The sequence below is a fragment of the Treponema sp. OMZ 788 genome (assembly GCF_024181245.1).
Taxonomy (GTDB): Bacteria; Spirochaetota; Spirochaetia; order Treponematales; family Treponemataceae; genus Treponema_B.
This window is the reverse complement of the sequence record NZ_CP051199.1, coordinates 908,166-927,354: the sequence shown is the minus strand read 5'-3', so window position 1 is coordinate 927,354 and position 19,189 is coordinate 908,166. Positions and strand designations below refer to the sequence as shown.

At 39.8% G+C, this 19,189-nt stretch carries 12 protein-coding genes and 2 pseudogenes; 4 read left to right on the top strand and 10 right to left on the bottom strand.

Going from position 1 to position 19,189, the window contains the following annotated elements:
• Window positions 1-8: 8 nt before the first annotated feature.
• From E4O00_RS04385 to E4O00_RS04365, 5 genes and pseudogenes are all read right to left on the bottom strand, one after another.
• A pseudogene (locus E4O00_RS04385) lies at window positions 9-477 on the bottom strand (CvpA family protein).
• 4 nt (window positions 478-481) lie between these two features.
• Window positions 482-914, bottom strand: a pseudogene (locus E4O00_RS14185) (putative toxin-antitoxin system toxin component, PIN family).
• Entirely contained in the window at window positions 911-1,159 is a 249-nt protein-coding gene (locus tag E4O00_RS04375; RefSeq protein WP_253678773.1) for an AbrB/MazE/SpoVT family DNA-binding domain-containing protein, read from the bottom strand. The pseudogene E4O00_RS14185 and the gene E4O00_RS04375 overlap by 4 nt, the downstream one beginning before the upstream one ends.
• Window positions 1,160-1,220: 61 nt before the next feature.
• Entirely contained in the window at window positions 1,221-2,396 is a 1,176-nt protein-coding gene (murG, locus tag E4O00_RS04370; RefSeq protein ID WP_253678772.1) for an undecaprenyldiphospho-muramoylpentapeptide beta-N-acetylglucosaminyltransferase, read from the bottom strand.
• An 86-nt stretch (window positions 2,397-2,482) separates the two neighbouring features.
• The gene (locus tag E4O00_RS04365) at window positions 2,483-3,322 is read right to left on the bottom strand and encodes an Rpn family recombination-promoting nuclease/putative transposase (protein WP_253678771.1); all 840 of its coding nucleotides are present in this window, start codon (window positions 3,320-3,322) and stop codon (window positions 2,483-2,485) included.
• 176 nt (window positions 3,323-3,498) lie between these two features.
• Here E4O00_RS04365 and E4O00_RS04360 point away from each other — a divergent pair, with 176 nt between their 5' ends.
• Together E4O00_RS04360 and E4O00_RS04355 are read left to right on the top strand one after the other, a co-directional pair.
• Window positions 3,499-4,665 carry a haloacid dehalogenase-like hydrolase gene (locus E4O00_RS04360; protein WP_253678770.1) on the top strand — a complete coding sequence of 389 codons (1,167 nt, stop codon included), beginning with the start codon at window positions 3,499-3,501 and terminating at the stop codon, window positions 4,663-4,665.
• Window positions 4,666-4,707: 42 nt separating this feature from the next.
• Window positions 4,708-5,244 (top strand): nitroreductase family protein, encoded by a 537-nt coding sequence (locus E4O00_RS04355; RefSeq protein ID WP_253678769.1) that lies wholly within the window; start codon window positions 4,708-4,710, stop codon window positions 5,242-5,244.
• A 2-nt stretch (window positions 5,245-5,246) separates the two neighbouring features.
• Here E4O00_RS04355 and E4O00_RS04350 read toward each other — a convergent pair whose 3' ends face one another.
• Entirely contained in the window at window positions 5,247-7,331 is a 2,085-nt protein-coding gene (locus E4O00_RS04350; RefSeq protein WP_253678768.1) for a hypothetical protein, read from the bottom strand.
• Between the two features lie 306 nt (window positions 7,332-7,637).
• On the opposite strand from E4O00_RS04350, the gene E4O00_RS04345 reads away from it, so the two are divergent.
• Window positions 7,638-8,516, top strand: coding sequence for an Rpn family recombination-promoting nuclease/putative transposase (locus E4O00_RS04345; protein WP_253678767.1), 879 nt, complete (start codon window positions 7,638-7,640; stop codon window positions 8,514-8,516).
• Between the two features lie 178 nt (window positions 8,517-8,694).
• On the opposite strand, the gene E4O00_RS04340 is transcribed toward E4O00_RS04345, so the two are convergent.
• Genes E4O00_RS04340 through E4O00_RS04325 form a run of 4 tightly spaced genes read right to left on the bottom strand, consistent with a single transcriptional unit; the run spans window position 8,695 to window position 18,617 of the window.
• On the bottom strand, window positions 8,695-12,750 hold the full coding sequence (locus E4O00_RS04340; protein ID WP_253678766.1) for a right-handed parallel beta-helix repeat-containing protein: 4,056 nt from the start codon (window positions 12,748-12,750) through the stop codon (window positions 8,695-8,697).
• 21 nt (window positions 12,751-12,771) lie between these two features.
• A complete protein-coding gene (locus E4O00_RS04335) occupies window positions 12,772-13,986 on the bottom strand; it encodes a fibronectin type III domain-containing protein (protein ID WP_253678765.1) in 1,215 nt (404 codons plus the stop codon).
• The gene (locus E4O00_RS04330) at window positions 13,976-16,753 is read right to left on the bottom strand and encodes a FecR domain-containing protein (RefSeq protein ID WP_253678764.1); all 2,778 of its coding nucleotides are present in this window, start codon (window positions 16,751-16,753) and stop codon (window positions 13,976-13,978) included. The genes E4O00_RS04335 and E4O00_RS04330 overlap by 11 nt, the downstream gene beginning before the upstream one ends.
• Window positions 16,707-18,617, bottom strand: a complete 1,911-nt coding sequence (locus E4O00_RS04325; RefSeq protein ID WP_253678763.1) for an adenylate/guanylate cyclase domain-containing protein — start codon at window positions 18,615-18,617, stop codon at window positions 16,707-16,709. Before E4O00_RS04325 ends, E4O00_RS04330 begins: the two co-directional genes overlap by 47 nt.
• Window positions 18,618-18,764: 147 nt before the next feature.
• On the opposite strand from E4O00_RS04325, the gene E4O00_RS04320 reads away from it, so the two are divergent.
• Window positions 18,765-19,175: a hypothetical protein gene (locus E4O00_RS04320; protein WP_253678762.1), complete on the top strand. Its 411-nt coding sequence runs from the start codon at window positions 18,765-18,767 to the stop codon at window positions 19,173-19,175.
• Window positions 19,176-19,189: the final 14 nt, after the last annotated feature.

Here is a 19,189-nt window from a genome sequence, read left to right as displayed (position 1 = left end):
ACCATCTCCTATAACTGCTTAGTTATATCTAAAATAAACGGAGAAAGTATTTTAGCAAAAATACTTTCGCTTAATATCTTATCAAATGAAATAAAGGTTTGAATATTGATAAGCATTAGGATAACGCCTATCACAATCAATCCCTCGACAAGACCTAAAAAAAAGCCCAATGACCTGTCCAAATTTTTTAATGACTCGTTTGAAAAAAGGGAGCCTAAAAAAACTTGCACAAGTTTTATAATCAAATAGACAGACAAAAATAAAATTAAAAAGGCTATAACAGCCGATAAGGATTTTTCTCCAAGAAGCTCGGTAATTACGGGAGTAAGCAATTTATAAAACAAAAATGCTATAAGACCTCCGGCAATGACGGCAGCTTTTGAAAAAAACTCGTCTATAAAACCCGTTACCGTTACCTTGACGGCAAAAAAAAGTTAGTATAATCAAAAAAACTATATCGGCACTGCCTATCTGCATTTAATTATTCTCCATTCTTACACTTATATAATTTTGCTTCAATTAATTCAAAATATCTTGTCGGTGTAAAAATTATCGGTTTATCAATTTTTACGTCTTCAAAATCTTTATCTCCCGTAATCAAAATATCCGAATCAGATAAAATTGAGGACACAAGAACAGGTAAATCTTTTATATCTCGAACCTTAGGATATTTATTTTTATCGATTCTGTTAGGAGTCTTAAATTCTTCAAAGCTGATTCCGTCAAAAAAAATATCCAACAACTTCTTTTTTTAGCGGAAATTTATTTGCAAAAACTTCTTTGCATTCTTCCTTTGTATATGAAGAAATTATTACCGTATGCTTTTCAAGTAAATGGGAAAAAACTTTAGCGGTTTTACCCTTAGGAAAAAGTATTGCAGAAATAATGATATTTGTATCTACGAAAACCCTCAACGCTCTTTCCTTAATTCTTTGATATAAGCAATAACATCATCTTCTGTTTGAAAGCCTGCTTTTTCAGATTCTCCTTGCATTTCGGCTTGAACTTTTGATAAAGTCATTTGAGAAGAGTTTGTAATATACACTTTTCCTCTGCTTTCCTCAAAGAAAACCTTATCGCCGGTTTTTAATTTGAGCAGATTTCTTATTGTAAGAGGAATTGTAATCTGACCTTTCGATGTTACTTTTGCAAGTTCCATAAAACACCTCCTTACTTTCCTTACCTTATAATATATACTAATTAGACCTTTTCTGTCAATGCTATAATTTAGCTCTCGGAAAATCTATAAAGCTTTTTAAAAAATCGGCAATTACAAGAACAGGTTTTTCGCCTGCAAGAGCTGCCGAGGCCTTAGCCATGCTTTTAAGCCTATCGTTTCCGCTTGACTTTTCTTCAAAACCAAGATTACGCAAAAGGCTTATAAAAACATCGGGCCTTACATCTTCGCCCAAAAGAATTTCTGCTGCTCCCTTTTTCTTAAAGAATTCGGCATTTTCTATTTGATCGCCGCGCGAGCTTCCCTTTTCGAGAGGAACCAAGATCATAGGCTTACCGGCAGCAGCCGATTCCCAAACCGTATTGGCCCCGGCCCTCGACACCACAATCGAGGAAAGGCTTAAAACATCAGCCATCTCATTTTTTATAAAGGGATAGGGTTTATAGTTTTCTGCAAATTGAGGAGAGGCGTTTAAAAGGCCTTCTTTAATTTTTTGCCCCTGATCCATGTTGGCTTCCCCAATCTGATGGACTACAACAAAATGCTTTACAAGGTACTCGATCGAATCGGAAATCAAATCGTTTAATTGCCTTGCACCGAGGCTTCCGCCCAATACAAAGAGAACGGGTAAGTCCTGCTGTATATTTAAAAAGGCCCGCCCCTTTTCAGGCTTGCCCGAATAAAAACTTAAGCGGACGGGATTGCCCGTACAGATAACCTTTGGGCGGATAGAAGCCGGTAAAAGCTCAGCAGTTTCTTGATATGAAACCATGATGTGATTTGCAAATTTGGAATTGATCCTTGTTGCAAGGCCGGGCGAAAAATCGCACTCGTGAGTGATAACGGGAATTTTTAAAAGCTTTGCCGCAGCACAGGGAGGAACCGAAACAAAGCCCCCCTTAGAAAAAACAAAAACAGGTTTTAACTTTAAAAGAATAAAAAAAGACTTTATAAAGCCTGCGGCAACCTTAAAAACATCTATGAAATTTTGAAAACTAAAATACCGCCTTAATTTTCCGGCAGGGATCCCTTTAAATTCGAGAACTGAAGGAGATGCCGAATGAAGAGCCGAAGATTCGACTATTTTGCGGTCAAGGCCCTTAGCAGAGCCTATCCAAACTATCCTACATTCCGAAGAAGAGCTTAACACCTCGGCAACGGCCAGTCCCGGGAAAATATGGCCCCCTGTTCCGCCTCCGGTAAAAACAACACATTTCATAGCCGTAAGTGTATCACAATGACACAATTTTGAAAAGGGGCTGTGTGTAAACTATCAAGAGCAAATCTGTGGATTTTGATTGTGTCCTAAAGAGTCTCTACTTCTTCCCTGCTTAAGCCTGTCCCTTCAACTATTTTGGCAATATCTACACCAAGCCGCTTAAAAGAAGCCGCTGTCTCCCTGGCTTTTTGATATGCACCATCAGCTAAACCTTCTCTTCTGGCATCGGCTCTTTCCGCTTCTAAGAACATCTGATATTTTTCTTTGGACAATTCTCTAGCCATTTGTCTTTCTTCTTCAGTTACACACAGGAGTGTTTCTTCAGCCATTTTTATCCCCTCCTCTAACTCACATAATTTTTCCAACATTCCGCTTTTTTTATCTTCTTCATACTTAGTTAAAAACCTTATCCAAAAATCTTTTGGGGTATACTCTGTTATGCTCTTTTTCATAGTATAACCTATTAACTTGTTTAATTCAACATAAATATATTGAATTACCGATGTTTTTGACATTTGTACAAGCTCTACATTTTTCGGTATATCACAACCGAAAACGGAAAGACTTATGGCAAAAAACGGATCCGTTTCTTTTGGTTCCATTTTTAAAAAGCGTGAGGCAATACGGAGCAAATACATCTGATTTCGTATCGGGTAATTGTTTTTCCAAAACTGCTGCATCTCAAGATCTATAATGAGACCTGAATCGGTTTTAATCAGAAAATCAAGATGATAAGTTTCTCCATTGGGGGCATCACGGGTAAGCTCGGTATTTAAAATATCGGCTTTTTTAATTTTACCGTAAGAATCTTCCAAAAAGGCATTTAAAAAACCAACAAGAGCCTTGTTTCCTTTTTCTCCTTTTGAAAACATCAATTTGAATACCCAATCAGTTTTGGGATTTAAACATTCTTTTTTTTTCGTCATAAAAGACCTCCATAAAAGACTATTTTGCCGCCTTCACTATTATTGTATATATTTCTTACAGTAAGTAGTAAAAATAAAAAAAATTAATATTTTATTTGACAAACTAAAACTCATTTTTTAATTAATCCCCGCCCCTTCCGATTGACTTTATTTTACGATTACTTCATAATGGCCTTATGCTTAAAGATGATGCTTTAATTTTAAAGACGGGAAATTGGGAGCCTCAAAATAAAAAGAGGCTTGAAAAGCTGATAAGAGAAAAGGCTTTTAACGGAAACTATGCAGTTTTTGACTGGGATTTTACTTCGATTTTTTATGACACACAGGATAACCTCTTTGTATACCAGATTGAAAATCTTAAGTTTAATTTAACCCCCGAAGAATTTGATCAAACCATAAGGGCAGGAATTCCTCAAGATGTGATTTTGCCGCATACGGCAAACCTTGAAGGGAAGGCCTTAACTGCAGGCGAACTTTCCGACGATTTAAACGAGCGATACGATTTTTTATATAAAAATTATTCCGGCTTCGGCGGAATAATGAGCCTTGCAGAAATTACCTTAACCGAAGAGTTTATAGATTTTAAAGCGAAGATGCTGGTTTTGATGCGCGGAGCGGCCTCGCTTTGCGGAGTAGACATCGGCCAATCGGTAAGCACAGGCATGACGATAGAAGAACTTTCAGGCCTCACCGAGACGGCAATAGACCAAGGCTTAAAGGACGAAATAAAAACCTATACCGTAAAATCCTCATCGGTTTTAAAAGGAAGGGCCGGAGAGGTAGAAGGCGGCTATAGAAAGGGCTTGCGCATTCAGGAAGAAATGCAAAACCTCTTTTCGGCTTTAAGGGAAAACGGAATCGAAGTCTATATTTGCTCGGCATCCCAAGAAGACAATGTCCGCGTATTTGCTTCCTACCCAAAGTACGGGTATAATCTTGACGCTGAAAACGTTTTCGGAAGGAGAAGGCTTTTTGATGAGAATAAAAAGCTTACGGTTATGGACGACACTTCTATCCCTGCAACAAGGCGGGAGGGAAAGGCAGAAGCAATAAAAAAACTGATTGCCCCCAAGCACCAAAACAAGGCTCCCGTTTTAATAGCAGGCGACGGGGACGGAGACTTTTTTATGATGGACGCCTTTAAGAATGAAGCCTTAATACTCATCTTTAACCGCAGCCCCAAAAAGGAAGCAAAAATATTTCCGCTTTTAATGAGAGGGATTAAAGAAAGAGAAAAAAGCGAAACGGGAATAATTGTTCAGCACAGAGATAACGGGAAAGGCCGGTTTATTTCAAAGGCCCCGGAAGAAGAAAGGCCCTTAGACAGCCTGCCCGAAAAATAATTCGATATTTGCTTGGCAAAAAGTTTTTTTATGGAGGAAAAGATGAAGTTTGACGATTTTTTTGAGCTTATGAAAAAGAGGCAAAGCTGCAGGAGCTTTGATTATTCCAAACCTGTCTCAAAGGAAGACCTGGTTTCTATTTTAGAAGCAGGAAGGCTTTCGCCCTCGGCCTGTAATTCCCAGCCCTACGAGGTCTTCGTTGCCCAAGGCGAAAACGCCAAAATAATAGCAGAGGCTAAGATGGTTTCATTTAACAAGTTTATTGACGAGTGCAATACTTTTTTGATAATAGCAGAAGATAATTACAGCCTTCCTGCAAAGATAGGTTCAATGATAAAGAAGGTCGATTTTAAGGCCATCGATATAGGCATCTTAACGGCCAACCTTGTAAATGCCGCCTCGGCCTTAAATTTGGAAACCTGCATCCTCGGTGTTTTTGACGAAAAACGCATCCAAAAACTCATAGAGCGAAGAAAAAGAATCCGCCTTGTCATTGCCCTGGGCTATCCTAAAGAAGGATACCCTTTAAGGGAAAAGACAAGAAAGGACTTTGACGATAATATGCACTTTTTAGTCTAAGTTTAAGGTGCTTCGGTCGTAAGAGAACCGTCAGAGCCTACATACCATGGTGTACTTCCATTACTTTTTACTTTAAACTTTTTGTAGTTTTCATCAGTAGATATATCGCCTGCAAGCACCTTTATATTCTCGCCGCCTGAAGGATAGCTTTGAGGATTTATCAAGGCCGCAGTTCCTCCGGCAGGAGTAAGTTCACCCGAAATATTTATAGTCTTATTTGTAGGAAGATATACATCATTGTTTTTATCGACTTTTGCACTGCCTCTCATTGTAAATAAGCCGTTTTCGGCAATATATAAGGCATCTCCCAATGCAGCCTTATTGTCCTTTATAACGCAATCAATCAAATTGACTGTGCCATCAGTATAAATTGCACCGCCTTTTTCGCTACCGCTGTCAGCACCCTTGAGGGTAAGATCTTTGATGGTAAGATTCTTTGAGTTTAATACCTTAAATATTCTGTGTTTATTATTATTTTGCCCTGAACTTGTTCCGTAATTTGCATTTAAGATGTCATCTTGCGAGCCCTTACCGCCCCTTATGGTAATATCTTTATTTATTTCTATCTCCCCGTGATTACCGGCTCCGCCTGAAGAATTCGTTGCCTTAATTTCACCTCTTACAATAAGCATGCCGCCTGAGCCGGTCTTTTTTACGGCTTTTTTTAAAATTCCCCATACGGGTACATCATCGGCAGTATTACCGTTTACACCTTTTATTACCTTATAGTATTTGACAAAGGATTCACTGTCATCAAACCATGATAAAAATGCGTATGATTCAAGTCTGTAAACAACTTCCTCTGATTTTGCCGATAATTCAACAGAAGTTTCGTTTCCTCCCGATGAGTTATCATTAGAAATCAATTGAAATCCCGATTCGGTTTTTCTGTAAATCAACGTCTTAATTTCAAGCCCTGCCGTAACAATAGGGGCATGTATATTAACCTTTATCTTAAGCCGTATATCGTTTCCGTATGCAGTATATATGGGAATAGCATTTTCTGCACTTGAACCGTCAGGCTGTCCGTATTGAGTTCCGTTTATCCAATTAGCACTTATATCGGGTCTGCCTACAGGCGTGTACACACCGGACTCAAACACATTGTTCATATCATTGGAAAAGCTAATCTTAGGATCCGGAAGTTTAAATTTGTTTGTGGTTTTTGTGCCGGGCAGAGAAAAAAGGCCTTTTTCATCCTTAAGCCATACATTATAGGTTGTCTGAGGGCTATTTGTAGATACCTCCACATCGGTTTTTAAGCAAATTACCCAAGGACCTGCAGGTAGAGGGTCGGGAGACATTCCCGCGGGAACCTGGTCATTTTTTAAGCTATTTGTTTTGCCTAAGGATATTAAAACTTCCGAAGCTTCCGAAATATCAAAGCCGGTATTAGAGCTATTAAATTTAAGAGGATAAGTAGCAGTCGGCTCATTCCCTTTTTTTATGTATATTTCCGAAAGATCTTTATGGAGCAGCTCAGTATTATTGTTTATCTTTTTATCGATACCCTCAGGTTTAAAACACAAAACATAGTAGTCCTTTCCGCCATCAGAATACTTAAGCAGGGCTATGCCTTTCGGTTCAGGAAGTATGCTGTTTGCCCTCAGTTTAGAACTGCGAGAGCCGAATTTTCTTCCTTCTCTATTGTAAAGCGTTATTGAGGCACTTAAATTTTGACTGCTCCATTCAGATTTTTCCAAAAAAGCCTTTTTATATATGAGCCGGACTTCGTTAGTTTGTGTTTGCTTAAACTCGTAATCAATACCGTGTACCGGAACAGCTCCGCTGCTTCCTTGAACACCGTCTTCAAAGACAACTATGTCTGAAGGAGCTCCCAAATCTGCCGGGGTTTTAAAGGTGTAATTTTGAGGATTCACTAGTTTTAAAGTTATGGCTGCATCATCATTGCTTGCCACACAGGGATAACCGTCTATATCATTGGATGATGAGGGCAATACGATATCAATAATATGAGCACTTGAAGACCAATACTCAAGGTCTTTTTCGATATCGGCTACAAACTGCTTACAGCCTGCAAAAAGGATAAATGAAATTCCTGTAATTAAAAATAATTTTTTACGCATTTTTATCCCCATTCAAAATATTAATTTTCAAGGGTAATTTTTTAATTTAACCGCAACGAACGCAAAGGCCGCAAAGATTTTTTTAAACTTTACTTTTAAATTCATTGCAGTTTAATGCCTCTGCCTTTATTATAATCCGTTTTGTTCTATTTTGTAAAGGGGAAGCACGCTATACTTACTGCCGATAAGCGAAAAAGGGGCCAAAAATATTTTTCAATTTATTTACTATATATTGCAAACAATCCCTACAATAATTATGAAAGGGGAATTTTTTCTTCTTTTAAAAAATTATTAGAGGGATTAAATATGGAAAAAATCTTTAAAATTACGCTCCGCAACGACTACGCATTTAAGCGTATATTCGGCACTGAGGAAAACAAAGATGTCTTGCAGGACTTACTGGAATGTATTTTAGATATTCCAACTGAAAATATCGCGGGCTTGGAACTTATGGATAAGGAGTTTCATAAGGATTCAATAAGCGATAAAAGCGGTGTCTTAGACGTAAAACTACGCCTAAAAAACAACACAATTATCGACATCGAAATTCAAAACAGGTGGAACAGTGAATTTGTCCGGCGTACTATATTTTATTGGGCTAAAATGTACACGGAAAACTTAAAAACAGGTGAAGTGTATACAAAACTGCCTAAATGTATTACAATAAACATAGTGGGTGAAGGCTTTGATTTAAACAATCTTATTCACAGCGAGTATAATGTAGTTGAAAAACACTTAAACGATAAGCTTTCCGATGAGCTTGAAATCCACTTTTTAAACCTTGCCAAGATTAAAGAACAGGATAAAAATATTGAGCAGGATGAAAAGAAAAAGAAACTTTATAATTGGCTGAAATTTATTGAAACCGATGACTCGGAGGTGAGAAAGATGTTGGCACAAGAATCGCCTGTGATGGCAAAAGCAAATAAAACGATAGAAGTCATGATGCAAGACCCAAAAGAAAAATGGCTTTATGAAAACCGAATGAAATACGAACATGACAAAGCTTCGTGGAAGTATGTAGGCTATCAAGAGGGTATAGAAGCAGGAATACAACAAGGTCTTGATAAAGGAGCTTACGAAGCCAAACTTGAAACTGCCAAGCTGATGAAGTTGAAAAATTTGGATTTAAGTTTAATAAAAGAAATATCGGGCCTTTCAATTGAAGAAATCGAAAAACTATAGCAAGGCGGCGAAGCGCTAAGGCCTTATAGGTGTGAACCGTCCACCATTATAGGGGTGAACCGTCCACCATTATAATGGTGGACGGTCTTACCCTATGGGGTAAGACCTGCTTACCTTATGCACCCTCGTTCCGAGCGATACGAGGGGTTCGAATAAGGCGATGCGGGGCCGCCTGCAATTAAAAGCCGCTAAACCTATTTGCCGTTGTTCCCATTGTATCTGCATTGTCCTGATAAGTGACAAGCTGCCCTTGAGGAACCTTTATGCCTCTGTTGACCAAAGCGTTACAGTCGGAAAAGGCATTATGAAACGCCAGGGAAATGCTAATGACGTCCGGATTGTAGTTACAATAAAGCTTAACGCTTCTCATACTTGTACAGTTTTGAAAACAATTCTGCATATTATTAACATCTCTAGGAATATCGGGACCTATGGTTAAAGCCGTACAGCTGTAAAAACAGAAACTCATATTCGTAACCTTTTCAGGGATAACGGGGGCTTGGGTTAAACTCGTACAGCCTGAAAAACAAGAATACATACTCGTAACTCTTTTTGCCTGGATAATGGGAGCTTGGATTAAACTTGTGCAGTCTCTAAAACAGTTACTCATATCCGTAACGCTTACAGGAATATTGGGAGCTTGGGTTAAACTCGTACAGCCGTAAAAACAGCTGCCCATATTCTTAACGCTTACAGGGAGAACGGGGGCTTGGGTTAAGCCGGAACAGCTTTTAAAACAGCTGCCCATATTCGTAACGCTTGCAGGGATACCGGAGACTTCGATTAAACTTGTGCAGCCGTAAAAACAGAAACTCATATCGTCAAGATCCTCTACCCTTTCGGGCAGTATCAATGAAACCTGTTTGTCAGAGTTGCCATTTAAGACCACTCCCAAGTCGCTCGGACTACCCGGAGTAGGTGCGGGGCTTCCTTTTAAGTTTTCATTTGTTAGTCCTGTTACTTTTATACGGTTTACCTCAGCAGCGGAAGCGTTATTTTGCAGATAGTTGTGCAAATTTGCAAAGGAGACCTCTACGAAGTCTTTTTTTAGTTTTCCCTCATCGGTTATGCTCCACTCCGCACTATTGCCGTCTCCTAAATCCTGCGGTGTTACGGTGAATTTGGTGTTGTTTTGCACTGTGCCTGCTGTTATATCGCCTGCAAGCACCTGTACATCATTACCGCCTGTAGGATAGGTTTCAGGCGTTATGCATCCTATCGGGCTTGAGCCGGTTAAAGAGCCTGTAACGGTTATTTTTTTGCCGTTTTTAAGGTAGATGTCGTTATTTTCTGCAATTTTTGCATTGCCTTGTATGGTGAAATTTCCGTCTCTCACATATACGCCGCCGCCGTTGTTTTCTGCCGTGTTGCCCGTAAGGGTGCAGTCTTTTATGGTAACGGTTGTGCCTTCGATATTCATACCGCCGCCGTTTTTTTCTGCCGTGTTGCCGGTAAGAGTACAGCCTGTCATGTTGAGTGTTCCTTCGTTGGTATACACACCGCCGCCGCCTGAATCGACGTGGCTGCCTTCCGCCCTGTTTTTGGTAATGGTGCAGCCTTTTATGGTAACGGTTGACCTATTTGCACGTATACCGCCTGCTCTTCCTGCCTTGTTGCCTGTAATCTGCACATGCTCAAGAGTTAAGGAGCAGCCGTCATTTACATAGATGCCGCCGCCGAAGCTATACTGATTTGTTGCTTTGTTTCCGTCTGTGCCCTCTCCTCCGATGGTGCCTCCTTTAATTGTTATATCGGCGGGGGTAGTGCCGTCTTTTTCTGCACATACTGCACCGCCATTTTCTTTTGCTTGGTTACCTTTAAGGTTGCAGTTTTCCATTGTTACAGTTGCGCCTTTTGCATAGACGGCACCGCCTGAACCGTAGGTATCGGTTATTGCTTGGTTACCGGTAAGGTTGCAGCCTGTCATGGTTACGGTTGTGTTGTTATTGGCATATATGCCGGCGCCGTTTTTTGTTGCCGTATTGCCGGTTAAAACGCCGTTTTGCATTTCCAAATTGGATTCGTTTATATAAACGCCGCCGCCTTCTGCTGCTTCATTTTCTTCTATCGTGCAGTCTTGGAGTTTGAGCGTTGCTTTATGAACTTTTATTCCGCCTCCGAACGACTTAGTTTTATTTTTGGTAATGGTACACTCTTTTAAAGTAATTACATTGGTATTGTCGTATGTTAAAATTAACATACCGCCTCCGCCGTAATTCTGATAGTAAGAATCGGTAAGTTCATTTTTCTCCAGCGTAACACTTGTTAAAACAACCGAATCGGCGGTTGTTTTTGCTGCCGGACTTAAGCCCAAATAAAGCCCTGCCGCCCATTTATCCGCCTTATTTTTTTCGATTTTTACATTAGTCATCTTTACATTCATCAGGCAGTCGTCTCCGCTAATGAGCACACCGCCGCCTATTCCATTGCCCGGAGATAAAACTTTACAGTCCGTAACTTCCGTGTTTTCCATAAGGAATTTACGTTCATCGGTATTACTTGAGCCTGCCATTTTGCAGTAAACACCGCCGCCTTCATTTTTTGCTTCGCATTCGGTAATGAGTACATGGCTTATTTCAAGCTCGCCTTCCGAGTAAACAGCCCCTCCTTTGCCTTTGGGATTGGGAGAGCCGTCCGGATCCTGTTCGTCATTTTTGCCGTTTTTAAGGGTAAGGTTTTTAAGGGTGAGCTTTTTCCCTTTTTCCACCTTGAATATGCGGTGCGGTGTTGCTGGGGCATTAGTGTCAGGCGTTTTACTGTTTGCGTTTAAAGTATCTGTAGCTTTGCCCGTTTTACCCTCTATTGTAAGATTTTTGTCGATGACAATTTCACCGTTATTATCTGACGCAATTGTTGCCTTTATTTCGCCGTCTATTATTACGGTGCCGCCGTCGGGCATCGCATTGACAGCTTCTTTTAATTTTTTCCAGGCATCGTTTGAGCCGCCGGTTACGCTTATTTCGTTTTTGACTTTTACATAAAACTCTGACAAAATACTGTCGTTAAAGGCGTGGGCCAAGGCTTTTAAGCTTATTTTGTATAAGGCCTTTTCGTTACCGGCCAGGCTTATTTCGGTTTCCTTCCCGGCCGATACCTCGCTTATCTTAGTCCAGCCGCTTGACGTCTTTTTTTCTATAGTGCCTCTTATGTAAGCTGTCTCTGTTGTAGTCTTTGCTTTTAAGGTGATGGAAGCAGAACCTCCCAGTATTTCTTTGGGGCTGCTTTCGCTTGTTCCCCTTATCTGAGCTGAACCATAGAAAAGGCCGACAGGAGCAGCCTTGTTTGTCGCAGTTGTTACCTTTGTTTCGGTAGATCTTAAACCTTTATCGTCTATCAATTTAAAAGAATATTCTTTTACACCGCCTTTTACTATTACATCAGTTTTAAAATATAGTATCCAATTTCCCGGCGGGATATCATCCGGATCCGCTAAGTTCGTGTCCATATCTTCTGAAGCGAGTTTTTCGACCTGTTCTTTCGGCAAGAGTAAGCCGTTTGAAGCACTTATGTCAAAGCCGGTTCCGGTTCCGTTTACGGTAAGAGGAATGGTTTGTAATGACCATCCTGTCTTAGCAAAGTTAAGAGCCGCTATGTCTTTGTGCAAAAACTCGGTATCACCCGGCCCTGCTTTCTTGTCCATATCCTTTACCTCAAAGCATAAAACATAGCGATGCTTACCGTCTGAATCGGGATCTTTTGTTTTTACTATAGCTATGTATTTTAAAACGGGAGGAGGAGTGTTTACTTTGAGCTTTATGTCGTGAGAGCCGAAATCCCGCCCTTCTTTATTGTAAATGGTAATCATAGGGTTTAGTTCGGTATTTCCACATTCGTTTTGCTTTAAAAAATTTTCCTTTAAGGTAAGAACAATTTCGTTAGGGCCGTTTCGGCTAAGTGTATAATCCGGGCCGAGTAAAGGTCTTCCGCCTCCGGAACCTTTTACTCCGCTTGCAAATCTTACTATATCATAAGGAGCACCTGCCTCTCCGGGCATCTTTATTTCATATTTTTGCGGATTTATAAGTTTTAACTTTATGGTCTTATCTCCATCGCTTGTAATACATGGATAGCTGTCTTTATCGGTTCCGATAGAAATAGAAGCTATATTATTCTCGGTAACAAAAACATTTGCTGACCAATATTTAAAATCGTTTTCTATATCTTTTAAAAGCTGACTGCAGCCTGTAAAGAAGATAGACAAAACACCTATAATCAAAAATAATTTTTTACGCATATTATCTTCTCCAATAAAAATTTAAAATTCCCAACCCACTGAAAGCGACGGCTGTATTATATATTTGGGAAAACCTGTTCTAATAGGAATAATATGATCGACATTTAATTCGAAATATAATTTTTTATAAGCATAAACCTGTAGTGCTGTTCCAAAATTTATAGCCGGTCCCCAGTACCAATATGACGGACTTTTAAGCTCAGGGAAAACAAATTTCGTGTTTACCATAAATGCGGCCCCAAGGCCTACATGAGCATCAAAATTAAGAAGGCGTCTTATTATGGGCTTCATGTAAACTGCCTGAATGCCTGTCAAAATAAAGCCCGAAGAGAGGGTATATACCTCTTCTTTGTTTTTTAAATACATTCCGGAGCCTGTAATGTTAAAGCCGAAGTTTCCGTATGAACGCTTTATAGGCACAAAGCTCGCCCTTAATATACCGCTTAGGGCGGCAAAGTCTTTTTTTAAATATTGTTTAAATAATTGATTCCCGGCAAAACCGGTAAATGCATAACCGCCTGAAAGATATATATCGATAGGTTTTTGAAATCTAAACACAAGTGTTTGTTTTGAATCTTTTAATCCGCTCGGATCGGTAACAACTACATGATATTGCCCGGGACTTATTCTCAACATATTAAAACTTATCTTGGCCGTGGTTCCGTCAGGGCTTAGCTCTACAATTTTTCCCTCAATAGGCGATGAACCTTCTTTTTGGAGAGTAAATGCCGTTTCTTCCCTAAAATTCTTACCGGTCAAGCTTATAATATTGGTGTATTCTTCATCAAAATATATTGCATCCGGCGACACGGAAGAAGTTTCAGGCTGATAAGCTGCAAGAATATCAAAGTATCTGTCTGCACTTACGGCATCAACCTGACCCAAAAGGTTTATGACCTTGATCCTGTATCGGTAATTACCGTGAGGCAAAGAAACTTCTATCGAATTTTTCTTTAGTTTCTTTTTATTTACAATGAGCCACTTCCCGTTTTTTTCTTTTTTTTCAAGCTCAAACTCAAAGTGCATAATTCCTTCTACGCTTTCCCAAGAAAGTTTTTGATAGAAGACGGTCTTTTTTCCTTCAGTTTCAATAATATAATTTTTCTTTACTTCTGTATTTACCGATTTATCAGCTTCATTTTTAAGTTTATCTTCTTGACCAAAAAGCCCTAAAGAAAACAAAAGTATTAAAAATAAGAACAAATACTTTTTACTTAAAAATTTTTTATCTGCCATACATAACTCCCGTTTCATCGGTTTCTACATTATCTTTTTTGGGCAAATCTATGTCGAACCTTTTTGTTGAAACATTACCGGTTTGAAAAGTCAAACCGCTATCCAGTCTTCTTTCTGCAATAACTTCAACGAAAAAAGCCCCGCGGGACAAACGCTGAATGTCCTTAAATTCATAAACAAGATCTTTTCCTTGTTTGGCAGGAATTTCAGTTTTTACAACCGTTCTGTTTTTTTCGTTGTATATTTTTAAAATATAATGTGTCGCCTTATCAATATGTTTCCATTTAAAAGCTATGCTTCTGTTTGATGAAAAGAACGGAATGCCCAAGACTTCTTTATCCCCAGGGAATATAAATTGAGCTTTGGGTAACGGAGGAATAGGCAAAACAGTAAAGGCTGAATATTCCTTTGCTGAAATATCGAAGCCGTCTTCGGTTTCGGCCCTTACCTTCCAGCGGTATCTTCCTGCCGTTAAAGGAGGCAGCTGAACCTTATAGCCGGCATCTTTTAATTTAAAAACAGGTGCGGCAGTGCCTACCTTTTCCAAGATAAATTCTACCCCTAAAGGAGGATGAGCCGAAGACCACTCTGCCTGCGAAGGACTAAGAGCGGCTTCTATGCCGTCAATCTTTTCAGCCGGAGCCGGTTTTATAAGCTGAACAGGCTGTAGGTGTTTTGCCGTAAATGTATGAGCTTGAGATAAGCCGAATCTTCGGCTGGAATTTAAACCTGCATTTGCAAAGGCCTGTATGTTCAATATATATTCTCCGTCCTTAAATTTACCCATATCTATTTCAATCTCGGTATTTAAAGCAAAAAGATCTTCATATAAGGGAACGGAATCAGAAGTCCTGTCGGTAAGTTTTACCTGATAATAATCTGCTCCTTCTACCGGCTTCCAGGTAAATTTGCTTTTATGCTTTGGAACGATAACAACATTTTTTCTTATATCGTCCAAATCAGGCTTATCGAGAAGAGGTACAATGTTCAGTTTTTTTACATCCGACATGTACTGCTTACCGTCCAATTCGCTGTAAACGCGCCAATACCATTCGCCTTCGGGTAGGTTAATTCCGTCAGTACCAAGTCCATTGACAAGTTTGTTTACCTTAAGTTTTTTAAAATCCTTAGTATTTGAAACTTGCACAACCTGATCCGCATCAAAGTTACTCTTCCATGTAAAAAATGTATCTCCCGTTAATGCATCAAGTAAGTTATACTCATCGGGCGGAAAAACCGAACGCAAAATAATCTCCGAATCCATTGTCTTAAATGAAGCTACATCGCTGATGCCTATTTCGTTATCCTTAGCATCAAGAGAGGCAACCGTCATAAAATACTCGCCGTTAGGTAAAAGATGCGAAGCTTCCTTTAATTCCAAATAGCTTGTTATAACAATGTTTTCCAAAAGAATATCGGTCATCGCCTTATCTCGGGCTATCTTTACCCTGTATTTTGAGGCATCAAAATTAGGCTTCCAAGAAAATGTAAGCCCCTTACCCTTTGAGGTATCCATAATTTTTTTAAGATGAATCAGCTCAGGCTTTTCCCCTTCTTCGGTCTTTTTGATATAAAAAACATAAACATCGGAAGCCTGTGCCTTGAAGGAAGAATCAAATCCGTATTTTGGAACTACACGCCAATACCATTTTCCTTCTGTCAACTCGGCCAGGGTAAAAGATTCTGTACCGGAATTTTTGGTGATTACGGGATTTTTCATTTCTTTATTATCTGCAATCTCAACCGTGTAGAATGAAGAAAGCTCGTTTCCCTCCCATAAAAATCTTATATGCGGCGGATTAGTATTATAGGCAAATGTCTTTTCCGCTTCAGGTAAAAGGCCTGCAGGAGCCGGGGCCTTGATGACAGTCAGCTTTCCCGATAAGGTATCTTCACTTTGAACTCCGTCCTTGCCGGAATATAAACGCCAATAAAGAACACCTGAATCATGTTTAACAGAAAACTCCTTTAATCCCTTAACCTCATATTTTTTTACATCGACACTGAAATTGCTTAAAGGAGAGGTTTCAAGAAAAACTTCTTCATTATTTGCAAAGGAAGATTGCCACTTAAATTTAATATCAAGCCCTACATTATCCCTTGACTGATTTAAGAGTCTGGTATTTTTGCCCGGACTTATCATCACGAATTTTGTCTTTTTTCCCTGCTGCAAAACGGAGCCGGCTTCCAAGACTTCTTTTTCACCGGCCTTATCGCCGGTAAACGAAACGGAGCCTTCTTCTACAGCCAGCTGAAGACCGGCTTCTCCTTCTTTTTGAACATGCAAGACGGAGCCTTTTTCGATACTTATATCCGCATTATCCGATTTTAAGCGTAAATTATTGTTGGCGGTTTTTGCCGACACAGAACCGGAATTTAGATTCACCTCGGACTCTTTGTTTTTGCCGAAAATCTGCACCATCGTATTCGAGTCTACCTCGACTACATTGCTTGTTTCTTCATCTCCCAAAAAATGAATGGTTGCAGAGGCCTCATTAGCCGTTCTTATAGTATCCCCGTCATAAAGATAAGAATTTTGAACGGGACGGTCCCATACTGCCCTGTCGCTGAATTTTCTCTGAACGGTTTTATATTTGTAATTAACTATTGCTATAGGCGTATCCAGACGCTCAAATGTTCTGTTCAGCTCCTGTACAAATAAAAACAAATCAAAAAATATAACAAGAAGAGAGACCGCAACAACAGCGAGGTCTAAGAGCTTATTGTTTGTTTTGGGCTTGAATGTTGTATTTCTTTTCGTCTTCATTTACATCTACCTTATTAAAATCGGGAGTAGGTATTCCTAATTTTTCTCTGATTTGAGAAAGAGTTTTAGGTCCTTTTTCTCCGGCACCGGGAATGCCTGTTTCTTCAGGCATATTTATAACAGCAAACATTCTTAAAGGAGCGGACTTTCCTTTAACCGTAACCGACGGCATTTCTTCAACCGTAACCTTATCTTTTACCAAATTGTAGGTGTTTTCGGTAATAAGAATATCCGTGCCTAAGGGTTTATTTAACGATTCCGTTCTTGAGGCAAGGTTTACGGCATCGCCTATTACCGTATACTCCATCCTCTTTTTTGAACCTATCTGGCCGGCAACAACAGGGCCTGAGTTAATACCGCAGCCTATACGGATAATCGGCTTTTTGTCTCCGCCTCTTCCTTGATTGAAGATAATCAGGGCAGCACGCATTCTCAAAGCTGCCCTGATACAGTTAAGTGCATCCTCCCTCGGACTTCCTGCACTTGTGGGAGCACCCCAGACGGCCATAACGGCATCGCCTATAAATTTGTCTACAACACCGTGGGTATCGTTTACACATTCTACCATCTGCGTCATGTACTCGTTTAAGAACTCAACAACCTCATTCGGTTCAAGTTTTTCGGAAATAGCCGTAAAGGATCGGATGTCTGAGAAGAATATGGTCGTTTCCTTTGTTTCGCCGCCCAGTGCAAGTTCGCCCTTCATGGCAAGCTCTGCAATTTCTTTATTGATAAAGCGGCCGAAAGAATCTTTAAGCCTTTCTCTTTCAGCCAAGCCCTTGCCCATTCTGACAAAGCTCTTGGTTAAAAGGCCGATTTCATCCTTTGTTTTTGCAGTTAGGTCAAGCTCGTAATTGCCCTGCTCGATTTCGCCCGCAGCGGCGGCAAGCACCTTAACCGGCGAGCTGATCGATTTTGAGAAAAACCAGATAAAAAGGATTGCAAGGGCCAAAACTGCGACGCTCAAGGTAACATTCTTAAATGTTGATCTGACTACGGGTTCCAAAACCTTATCGGCCTCTGCAGTGGTCAAAACAGCAAGATCGGCTATCGAAAGTTTTTTGTAGGCTCCGAACTGTTTTTTTCCTTCTTTGTCAGTAAAAAGGATTTGTCTGTTCATATCCCCTTTTTCGCGCATTTCTATAAAAAGTGTCGAATCCCGAACATTGATTCCGTTTTTTGTAAGCTCAAAGTCGGGATGAATTAAAATATCGCCCAAGTTGTTTACAAGATAGGTAGTTTGGAGTTTTCCCGTACCTATGTGTTCGGACAAGGTTTCGGCAGAAAAGAAAACGATTAAGCCCTGATCCAACCCGCGTTCTTTGTACGGATAAAAAAGAACAAGAATAGGTTCACCGAAAAAAGGAGAGGCGTTTATCACCTGACTTATGCCCTTTTCCGCTTGAACAGCCGTATCCATTTCTTTTTCGATAAATTCGTCTATTACGGAAGGTTCAAGCTCGCGTGAAAGGAAAAAATTGGTACTGATAAGTTTTCTGTAAAGCCGCTTATCCATTCTTGCATCGGTAACTGCAATTGCCGCAATCTGAGGATTCCGTTCAAAATAAAAATTTGCAGTCTGCTTTGCTATGCCTGAACCTGTTTCAGTCGAGTTAAGAACATCCAAAAACAAGAAAGCATTTGCCTTTATCGAAAAAAGCTCTTTTTCTGCCGCTGCTCCGGCCTGAAAATTAACTGTTCTATTGCTTTCTTCGGACATGGTTTGAATATCCTCGCCTACAAACCAAGACACGAGTCCCGTTATGGTTCCAAGGGAAAATATAACCAAAATCGAAATAATGGTTATCAGTTTAGCACCGATTGAGAATTTTACCTTTTCGTTTGAGCTTTCGTTTTTCAACATAATTTTCTCCAAAAATCATCCTAATTGTACATACAGTTTATCACACAAGTGCAAAATTTTCAATGATTATATGTATAAAAAAATATTGTATCTAAAGCGAATTTTAAAACTTCCGATAATTTATATAGATTTATGGAGGAATTATAGATGGTTTCAAACAGTTCGCCGCTTCAAGCCCTTTCTCAAATTGCCATGCCTAAGATTTCGGCAGGCGGAAGAGCTTATGTGCCCGTCAAGCCAAGCCAAGTCCTCTATGCCCATTTTAAATATGTTTCCGGTTTTGCTCAAGCTCAAGGGCAATCGGGTATGAGTATCGACAAGCTCAGAATTTTAAACTCGATAATCGATCAGCTCGTATCCATGAAAACAAACGAGGCACAAAAAGCAAAACTTACAGAATCTTTTGCAGCACAAATCGAGTCGGAAATTACCGAAAATCAAATAGACGGACTTTTGGATTATTACCACAATCAAATCAAAAACACGATGATACAAACCGAAAACATCGGCTATGGAGGTGCCCCTCTTCCTGCAGCCGTACTAGACTTGACAGCCTAAGTTTTTTTACGCAT

Coding starts and splice junctions, on each gene's coding strand:
- E4O00_RS04375 (WP_253678773.1), bottom strand. CDS start 1,159: ATGGAACTTGCAAAAGTAACATCGAAAGGTCAGATTACAATTCCTCTT.
- murG (WP_253678772.1), bottom strand. CDS start 2,396: ATGAAATGTGTTGTTTTTACCGGAGGCGGAACAGGGGGCCATATTTTC.
- E4O00_RS04365 (WP_253678771.1), bottom strand. CDS start 3,322: ATGACGAAAAAAAAAGAATGTTTAAATCCCAAAACTGATTGGGTATTC.
- E4O00_RS04360 (WP_253678770.1), top strand. CDS start 3,499: ATGCTTAAAGATGATGCTTTAATTTTAAAGACGGGAAATTGGGAGCCT.
- E4O00_RS04355 (WP_253678769.1), top strand. CDS start 4,708: ATGAAGTTTGACGATTTTTTTGAGCTTATGAAAAAGAGGCAAAGCTGC.
- E4O00_RS04350 (WP_253678768.1), bottom strand. CDS start 7,331: ATGCGTAAAAAATTATTTTTAATTACAGGAATTTCATTTATCCTTTTT.
- E4O00_RS04345 (WP_253678767.1), top strand. CDS start 7,638: ATGGAAAAAATCTTTAAAATTACGCTCCGCAACGACTACGCATTTAAG.
- E4O00_RS04340 (WP_253678766.1), bottom strand. CDS start 12,750: ATGCGTAAAAAATTATTTTTGATTATAGGTGTTTTGTCTATCTTCTTT.
- E4O00_RS04335 (WP_253678765.1), bottom strand. CDS start 13,986: ATGGCAGATAAAAAATTTTTAAGTAAAAAGTATTTGTTCTTATTTTTA.
- E4O00_RS04330 (WP_253678764.1), bottom strand. CDS start 16,753: ATGAAGACGAAAAGAAATACAACATTCAAGCCCAAAACAAACAATAAG.
- E4O00_RS04325 (WP_253678763.1), bottom strand. CDS start 18,617: ATGTTGAAAAACGAAAGCTCAAACGAAAAGGTAAAATTCTCAATCGGT.
- E4O00_RS04320 (WP_253678762.1), top strand. CDS start 18,765: ATGGTTTCAAACAGTTCGCCGCTTCAAGCCCTTTCTCAAATTGCCATG.